This window comes from uncultured Campylobacter sp., from assembly GCF_938045225.1.
Taxonomy (GTDB): domain Bacteria; phylum Campylobacterota; class Campylobacteria; order Campylobacterales; family Campylobacteraceae; genus Campylobacter_A.
In genome coordinates this window covers 1-6760 of sequence record NZ_CALINL010000303.1, presented here as the reverse complement: position 1 = coordinate 6760, position 6760 = coordinate 1, and the positions used below count along the sequence as shown (strand labels likewise).

The 6760-nt window shown below is 47.5% G+C and carries 9 protein-coding genes; 3 read left to right on the top strand and 6 right to left on the bottom strand.

Annotated elements, in window-relative coordinates:
• Both Q0200_RS11020 and Q0200_RS11015 read left to right on the top strand, forming a co-directional pair.
• A partial coding sequence (locus Q0200_RS11020; protein ID WP_297941142.1) for a hydroxymethylpyrimidine/phosphomethylpyrimidine kinase occupies window positions 1–683 on the top strand: 683 nt, incomplete at its 5' end.
• A gap of 57 nt (window positions 684–740) precedes the next feature.
• Window positions 741–1271, top strand: coding sequence for a hypothetical protein (locus Q0200_RS11015; RefSeq protein WP_297941140.1), 531 nt, complete (start codon window positions 741–743; stop codon window positions 1269–1271).
• A 271-nt stretch (window positions 1272–1542) separates the two neighbouring features.
• Here Q0200_RS11015 and Q0200_RS11010 read toward each other — a convergent pair whose 3' ends face one another.
• The 4 genes from Q0200_RS11010 to Q0200_RS10995 form a co-directional block, all read right to left on the bottom strand.
• On the bottom strand, window positions 1543–2013 hold the full coding sequence (locus Q0200_RS11010) for a hypothetical protein (protein ID WP_297941138.1): 471 nt from the start codon (window positions 2011–2013) through the stop codon (window positions 1543–1545).
• A 157-nt stretch (window positions 2014–2170) separates the two neighbouring features.
• Window positions 2171–3748 (bottom strand): type IV secretory system conjugative DNA transfer family protein, encoded by a 1578-nt coding sequence (locus Q0200_RS11005; protein WP_297941144.1) that lies wholly within the window; start codon window positions 3746–3748, stop codon window positions 2171–2173.
• 194 nt (window positions 3749–3942) lie between these two features.
• Complete coding sequence (locus Q0200_RS11000) at window positions 3943–4365, bottom strand: RDD family protein (protein WP_297941136.1); 423 nt, start codon at window positions 4363–4365, stop codon at window positions 3943–3945.
• 77 nt (window positions 4366–4442) lie between these two features.
• Window positions 4443–4850 carry a hypothetical protein gene (locus Q0200_RS10995; protein WP_297941134.1) on the bottom strand — a complete coding sequence of 136 codons (408 nt, stop codon included), beginning with the start codon at window positions 4848–4850 and terminating at the stop codon, window positions 4443–4445.
• A 26-nt stretch (window positions 4851–4876) separates the two neighbouring features.
• On the opposite strand from Q0200_RS10995, the gene Q0200_RS10990 reads away from it, so the two are divergent.
• Window positions 4877–4999, top strand: a complete 123-nt coding sequence (locus tag Q0200_RS10990) for a hypothetical protein (protein WP_297941132.1) — start codon at window positions 4877–4879, stop codon at window positions 4997–4999.
• 29 nt (window positions 5000–5028) lie between these two features.
• Here the strand turns inward: Q0200_RS10990 and pyrE are convergent, their stop codons facing one another.
• Window positions 5029–5640: an orotate phosphoribosyltransferase gene (pyrE, locus tag Q0200_RS10985; RefSeq protein WP_297941131.1), complete on the bottom strand. Its 612-nt coding sequence runs from the start codon at window positions 5638–5640 to the stop codon at window positions 5029–5031.
• Between the two features lie 311 nt (window positions 5641–5951).
• Window positions 5952–6509 carry a ribosome recycling factor gene (gene frr, locus Q0200_RS10980; RefSeq protein ID WP_122862362.1) on the bottom strand — a complete coding sequence of 186 codons (558 nt, stop codon included), beginning with the start codon at window positions 6507–6509 and terminating at the stop codon, window positions 5952–5954.
• Window positions 6510–6760 lie beyond the last annotated feature (251 nt).

The window sequence follows — 6760 nt, the reverse complement described above, 5'->3', positions numbered from 1 at the left end:
AAGCCGACATCAAGGCGTGCGCGCACTTTGGCTGTTATAGCGCGACCGCGGTCACGGCGCTAACTGCCGAAAACACGGACAAGATCAAAAATATCGTTTCGCTAGATCCCTCATTCATCGCCGACCAGCTCGAGATGCTCGCGGCCGAGTTTAGCTTCGACGCCGTTAAAATCGGTATGCTATTTAATGAGCCCATCATGGACGTCGTGCAGGGTTTTTTAGAGAAAAACTCTGCTCCCGTGGTGCTAGATCCCGTCTGCGTCTCGAAAATGGGCCACAAACTCATCAAAGATAGCGCCATCGAGCGGCTAAAAGAGCTGATGAAATTTGCCGCCGTTACGACGCCGAACCTGCGCGAAGCAGACGTGCTTTTCGGCGATGATTTTACGAATCTGCCGTGCGACGTGATCGTGAAAAAACACATCGTCGCCGGCAAAAGCATCGACACGCTCTACCGCAAGGACGGCAGCGTGCAAAACTTTGAGACGCCGCTAGCCGACCCGCTAGTTATCATCGGCGCTGGCTGCACGTTTTCTAGCTCGCTAGCCTGCCTGCTCGCTCGCGGCCAAAGCCTAGAAAGCGCCATCCAGCAAGCCAAAGAGTATATATATAACGCTATAATCAGCGGCATCGACACGAATCTAGGCGTGAGAAAACTGCTAAATCACGGGGTTAAATTTTAAATTTAGCGTGCTTGACGCCGTAAATTAGAGCAAGAATAAAAGAATTTGCGAGGATTTATGAGTATAAGCCACAAAACGTCTTTTATTATTATTTTTCTAATCGCGGCGACGGCCGTCTACTTAAATTTATACGACGGACGAGAGTTAGCACGAAACTACGAAAAAAATCGTATCGAGATTTTAGCATTGCGCGATTTTGCGCGCGAGATTAGGCCTCGCGAAGTTTGGTTTGACCTGCGCTTAGACGGAGCCCTGGTTGAGACGTTTAGCGCCGTGAGTGCCGATAAAAACCAAACCGCGAGCTTCATCCGCGTAGATAAGCGAACGAGCGTGCAGGAGCCACTGCGGATACTGGGCTGGGATGAGCAGACTTTTGGCGAACTAAAAGCCAAACTAAAAAGCGCAAACGTCATAGGCGTAAGAATCTGGGGCAACGAGGCGTTTGGAGGTGAGCGCAAGACGACGTTTATTATCGCAATGAGGGCTTTGGGGGTGCTTATTACGAGATTTTTGACGACGCTTCGGACGAGATACTGCGAGGCGACAAAGAGGCGGGCTGCGAGGACAGATTTCATTCAGATGGCGTAGCTTTGATTTATGACGGCGGGGCTACTGTGGATTTTATGTGCGTAAATAAAGACGGCAAAAATATAAAACGTAGATAAAAATCTAAATTTTAGATTTACGCTTTAAATTTAGGGTTTGGTTTGGCGGTTAAATTTGATCCGAAGCGAGGAGAGATAAATTTACGGGCGGTTTTGTTAAATTTGACTGCCGATGAGCGGGTTTTTGTCTGGCTTGCTCGTTAAATTTGGATGCGGATAATGGCGACAAATTTGACTGTTTATACTGATTGCTATTAATCGATTGCATCCCACGGCATTATACGAGCTATTTGGCTACTTAGCTTGTCGGCTTGATCTTGCGTTAAACTTTCCACCGAAGAAACTCTATAGAATAAATGTTTTCTTTTTTTCACTATAAAAACTTGGGTGGGGGTAAATGGAAAATAATATGTACGGCAAAAAGCCAAATCCTCGCTTTTTATAACCGTATCTCCGAAAATATATCTGTTTATGACGATCCTGTACCTATAAATTTCAATGTAGTTAAAAAATATAAGCTTGTACAAAAGCCTACCCAAAAACAAAGAACCCAGAATGCCCAGCGCCTGCATCCAGCCTCTATAATATATCGCGGTAGGTAAGGCGGGCACGAGCAGGAAAAAGCTATACTTGATAAAATCAAACATTACCATGAGCGGATTTCGCTTGTCTAGTCTGTAAAGTAGCTCCGACCCTTTATTTTCTTTGCCTGGATTTTCGTTCATATCCTCCGCCTAAAGTCAAATTTTAAATTCATCCAGCCTAGTTTTATGCAAACGGCGAGCGGTTAAAATCGTCAAGTTGCGCCGCCGTTTAAATTTACGCCGACTTTCAAATTTGCGGTCAAATTTAACCCGCACTCCCGCTTAGTCGCCGTCAAATTTACCTAAAGCTTATCTGCGCGTCGTCCGTGCCGTCTTCTAGCGAGATGTTGTAGCCGCCGGTGTTTGGCGGGCGTTTATAGATATCTTGCGGGCGGATATCCAGCACCTCATCGCTGAAAAATACGCACTCGCGCTCGCCCGTATCCACGTCGCGCACCCAGATTTTGCCGTCGTCGACGATCTCCTCGTCAAACTCTATCACGCGGTTTTCGTAGATTTTGCCCAGCAGTCGCTCGTGCAGGCGGTTTTCGCGCTCAAACTCCAGCTGCGCTTGCAGACACTCCGCTTCGTCTATGAAAATAGGCTCTAGCGCGATCTTGTCGCCCTCTAGCACGCACTCGAATTTCTCCAGCGTAGAGCAGTCCACCTCGCTGCCGCCCAGCCTCACGACGTCTTTGTTGCGCATGAAGTAGCGGTTGGTGAGGTTGCCCATCAGCGCCTCGTACGCCGTGCCGCCGATCGCGCGCTTGAGTAAAAACTCGTTTTGAAACGCCAGCACCAGCTCCACCTCGCACTCGCGTAGGATCTCTTCGTTTAGCTCGGTATTTTCGCTCAGCAGCTTTGCCGACTCGTCGAGAAATAGGCTAATAGGCGTCTTTTGCTTCATCGTTACGCGCTTTAAAAGCTCTGGCAGGAAGCTGTTTAGCAGGAAGCTCAGCGCGCTTTTGTCGCAGCTAGCGGCGTTAAATATCACGATCTTGCCGCTATTTAGCAGCCCTGCGATACTCGCGTCGCCCGCAGTGCCCTCGCCGTCGCCGTTTAGCGAGTCGTCGTTCATGAGGCCAAGAAAGGGCGACATCATCATCGAGTAGTTGCGAAAATCATCTCTCGTGCGCTCGTCGCCGATGTCCTTGTAGCGGCTCGTCGCGTCCAAAAACTCGTCCGCGGTGGCCAAAAATGCGCGGTTTATCATTATCGTTTCACGGGTGAAATTTAGCGTCGAGGAGTCGAGATTGTCGCAGATGAGGCTCAGCGCGTCTTTAAACTCGAGCATTTTTTCTAGGTCTTGCGAGAGGCGCAGTATCGTAGCGACGTCGAAGGTAAAGTCCCGCGCGAGCGTGCGTACGTCGGCGTAGAACGCATCCGTGTAGCAGTCGTTTAGCGGAGTGATTTTTTTAGCGAAAATTTTAAGCGCCTTTAAAACCTTAAAAAACTCCGTCGCGATGCTCGAGCCAAACTCCTCCCAAAACTTCTCCCTTGATTCCATCGGTTTTTTTACGCAGTTTTTGAAGTCTCGCGGCTTCATCGAGGCGATGAGATTTATCGGCGCGTCCAGCCTCGCGCCCACGCTCACGACGTCTTTTAGGCGGCCTGCTCTGCGTGCTAGAGCCTTGATCTTGGCGCTCTCGCCGCCTTTATAATCCACTGCAAACACCGCGTAGCCGTTTTGCATGCGGTCAAGCAAATTCGGATATATCATCGCCGTCGTCTTGCCGCTGCCCGTTTCCCCGATGATGGCTGCGTGCGTGAAGTCGCTAGGTATCAGCGCGCCTTTTTTCTCCGCGTTTTCCCGCGTTCTCGTAAATCCCATTATTTTTTGCATATTTTTCCTTGTCGGGGGCGATTGTAACGAAATTTGGTTTAAAGATTTAAATTTGACAAGGCGGGGAGCGGGTTAAATTTGCCGCGGGGACGGGATGCGAAGCTAGTCTGCAAAACCCGCACCACGAAAGTGCTAGATCAAATTTGAGCTTTAGCGGAGCAGGGCGGGTCGCACCGAAATAATTGTCGTCAATTTTGGGCTCAAATTTGCCAAAAGGCGAGCTAAATTTACTCTGCTTTTTTGCAGACGGCGGCCGAATGCGTGAGCAGATCGTGTAAATTTAGCGCGTCCTTGCGAAAAAAGCAGAGGCAAAGTCCGACCACGCTAACTCCTGAGAGCAAAAAACAGATGTAACGGAGTAAAACACGTGCGAAGCCGAGTTTGCGGCCGCTGCGTAGGTCGATGAGGTAGATATTTTGCGAACGGTAGCCGGGCGTCTGGGCTTTGATCGCAAAAAAGGCGCAGCAGATGAGAGCGACTGCGAGATTTGCCCCGAATATCGCGGTTTGGTTGTGTAAAAAGTCGTCTTTGCCGCCTAAAAAAACATAGGTCGTAAGGTAATATATCGGCATCCCGATCAAAAAAAGATCGGTGATAAAGGCCTTTACTCGCGCGCCGATGGTGGCTAGCTGCGCTTTTTGTTTTGCCAAATTTACTCCTTTTGTTTTTATTTTTGGGTGCGTGTTTTGAGTTTTTGAGTGCCAAATTTGCTCGCTAGCACCCAAATTTATGCGCATCTACTTTGTCGTGGCGATTTACGACCTGCTTTTACGCGTTCTCGTTTAGGTTGCGGTAAATTTACGGTTCGTTTCCTCGCGTCCGCCGCTTGCACCGTCTTATCCAGCAGGTCTTGCTCAGCTCTTAAACGGCGCTTCATTTGCTGCCCGATTATGCGTTTTCTCGGCGCAATCTTTACGATATCCGTCGCCTTTGTTTGTTTTTGGCGGCGTACCGGTTTGCGACGGAATTTTCGTTTCGCGCATTTTTCATCAAGCCTGCTTACGTTTGATTTATCGCAGGCTCCGTAAAATTTATCAAGTGCAGGTTTCAAATTTACAATGTTTATCTCGCGCCGAATTTTAAATTTATAAATTTTAGGACGCGTTTTCGCGGGCGTAAATTCACTTAAGCCCAACTTACCGCTAAAGGCACAAGACGGCAATGCAAATTTGGCACGCTCTGCCCGCAACACACGAAACCCAGTGGCGTGTTTTAAATTTATCGCCCGAGATACCGCACGGCGATTTGATGACCCGCAAAACCCGTCTAAATTTACGCGACTAAATCAAATAAAGCCGCGAAATTTAGTAAATTTAGTTGCCTCTGCTGCCGGGCTTTATCGCCTTACTTCCGTCGGCGCAGAGCGGACAGTTTGCAGGCTCGTAAATCTCAAACTCAAAGTTTCCAAGCGCAAAAAACGGCTTGTCGGCGGGTAGTTTGGCGCTTGGTTTTGCGACGCTGCCCGCTAAATTTGCGACCTTGCAAAAGCCGCGATTAGCAAGTGCGGCAAACGCCACGACCTTGCCTCCAAGGCTTTCGATCACGCGCGCTGCTTCTAGCGCCGAGCCGCCCGTGGTTATGATGTCCTCGCAAACGATAAATCGCTCGCCCTCCCTTACCTCAAAGCCGCGTCGTAGGCTCATCATGCGCTCGACTCGCTCGGTAAAGATAAAGCGTTTTTTTGCCGCGCGAGCTAGCTCGTAGCCCGCCAAAATGCCGCCTAGAGCAGGCGAACAGACGCTATCAAACTCTACGCCCGATTTTTCGATGACGGCGGCCAGCTCGTCTGCTAGAGCACCGGCTAACTGAGGATCCTCGAGCACTTTGGCGCTTTGCAGATAAAACTGCGAGTGGTTGCCGCTGCTAAGCAAAAAATGACCCTGCAAATACGCGCCCGCATCCTTGTAAATTTTCTCTAAATCCATCGTTTTTCCTTTGTAAAATTTGAGCGAATTTTACCCTAAGCGCGCTTAAGCTACTATTTTTTGAGCTTTTAGCGGCTTGCGATTTTACGTTATTATATACCTCTGCCGAGCAAAAATGGCTAGCAATTTTAAATTTGGATATAAATTTTGGTAAAAGCGAGTATGGCGTGATAAATTTAAAATTTGGACAAAATAGATAAACGCGTTCTTGGGTGTAGCAAAAGCGGATTAAAATTTATGCTAAATGCGAAATAGCGGAAGGTTTTTATAAAAGAAGCGGCTCGTTAAATTTGACGAGCCGTATGCAAATTTTAAACTTTTAAAAGTTCGCTCTCTTTTTCTTTTACGAGCGAGTCGATCTTTGATGTGTAGCTGTCGGTGATCTTTTGGACTTCGTCTTGTCCCTTTTTGCTCTCGTCTTCGGTGATAGCTTTATCTTTTTCTAGCTTTTTTACCTCGTCGTTAGCGTCTTTTCTGATGTTTCTGATGCTGACTTTGGCTTTTTCGCCAAATGCCTTAGCGTGCTTTGCGTTTTCTTGGCGTTGCTCGACCGTCATCGGAGGGAAAAATAGCTTCACGCTCTCGCCGTCGTTGTTCGGATTTACGCCGATGTTTGCAGCAGAGATCGCTGCAGTGATAGTTTTTAGCATCGGTTTTTCCCACGGCGTGATGCTGATGGTGCTAGCATCGCTCGTTAGTACGGTGGCTACTTGGTTTAGCGGAGTTTGGCTGCCGTAATAATCCACGTAAATATTATCGACTATGCTTATATTTACCTTGCCTGTGCGAAGCGTGCTAAAGTCGCGTTTTAGGCCCTCGATACACTTGTCGCTATGCTCTTTTTGTTTTTTGTAAATTTCATTCAGCATTTATATCCTTTACTAAAATTTTTGTCGTCGTTTTTCCGTTTACTTTAAGGCTCATTCTGACTTTATATCGGTCGATTGGCTTGTTAAATTTAAGCGTCATCTGTCCGTTTTCAAGCTTGACTTTTTTTGTTTTTTGCATATCTAAAATATGTCATACACGCTATCAATACATCAATTTACCATTTTACAAAAATACAACATGAACTCATTCCAGTCTACATATACAAAAATTGTACAAAATGCTCTTAATT

Bases quoted from the DNA above. Each gene is read 5' to 3' on its own strand.
- Q0200_RS11010 (WP_297941138.1), bottom strand. From the start codon at position 2,013: ATGAACGAAAATCCAGGCAAAGAAAATAAAGGGTCGGAGCTACTTTAC.
- pyrE (WP_297941131.1), bottom strand. From the start codon at position 5,640: ATGGATTTAGAGAAAATTTACAAGGATGCGGGCGCGTATTTGCAGGGT.
- Q0200_RS10990 (WP_297941132.1), top strand. From the start codon at position 4,877: ATGCAAATTTGGCACGCTCTGCCCGCAACACACGAAACCCAGTGGCGT.
- frr (WP_122862362.1), bottom strand. From the start codon at position 6,509: ATGCTGAATGAAATTTACAAAAAACAAAAAGAGCATAGCGACAAGTGT.
- Q0200_RS11015 (WP_297941140.1), top strand. From the start codon at position 741: ATGAGTATAAGCCACAAAACGTCTTTTATTATTATTTTTCTAATCGCG.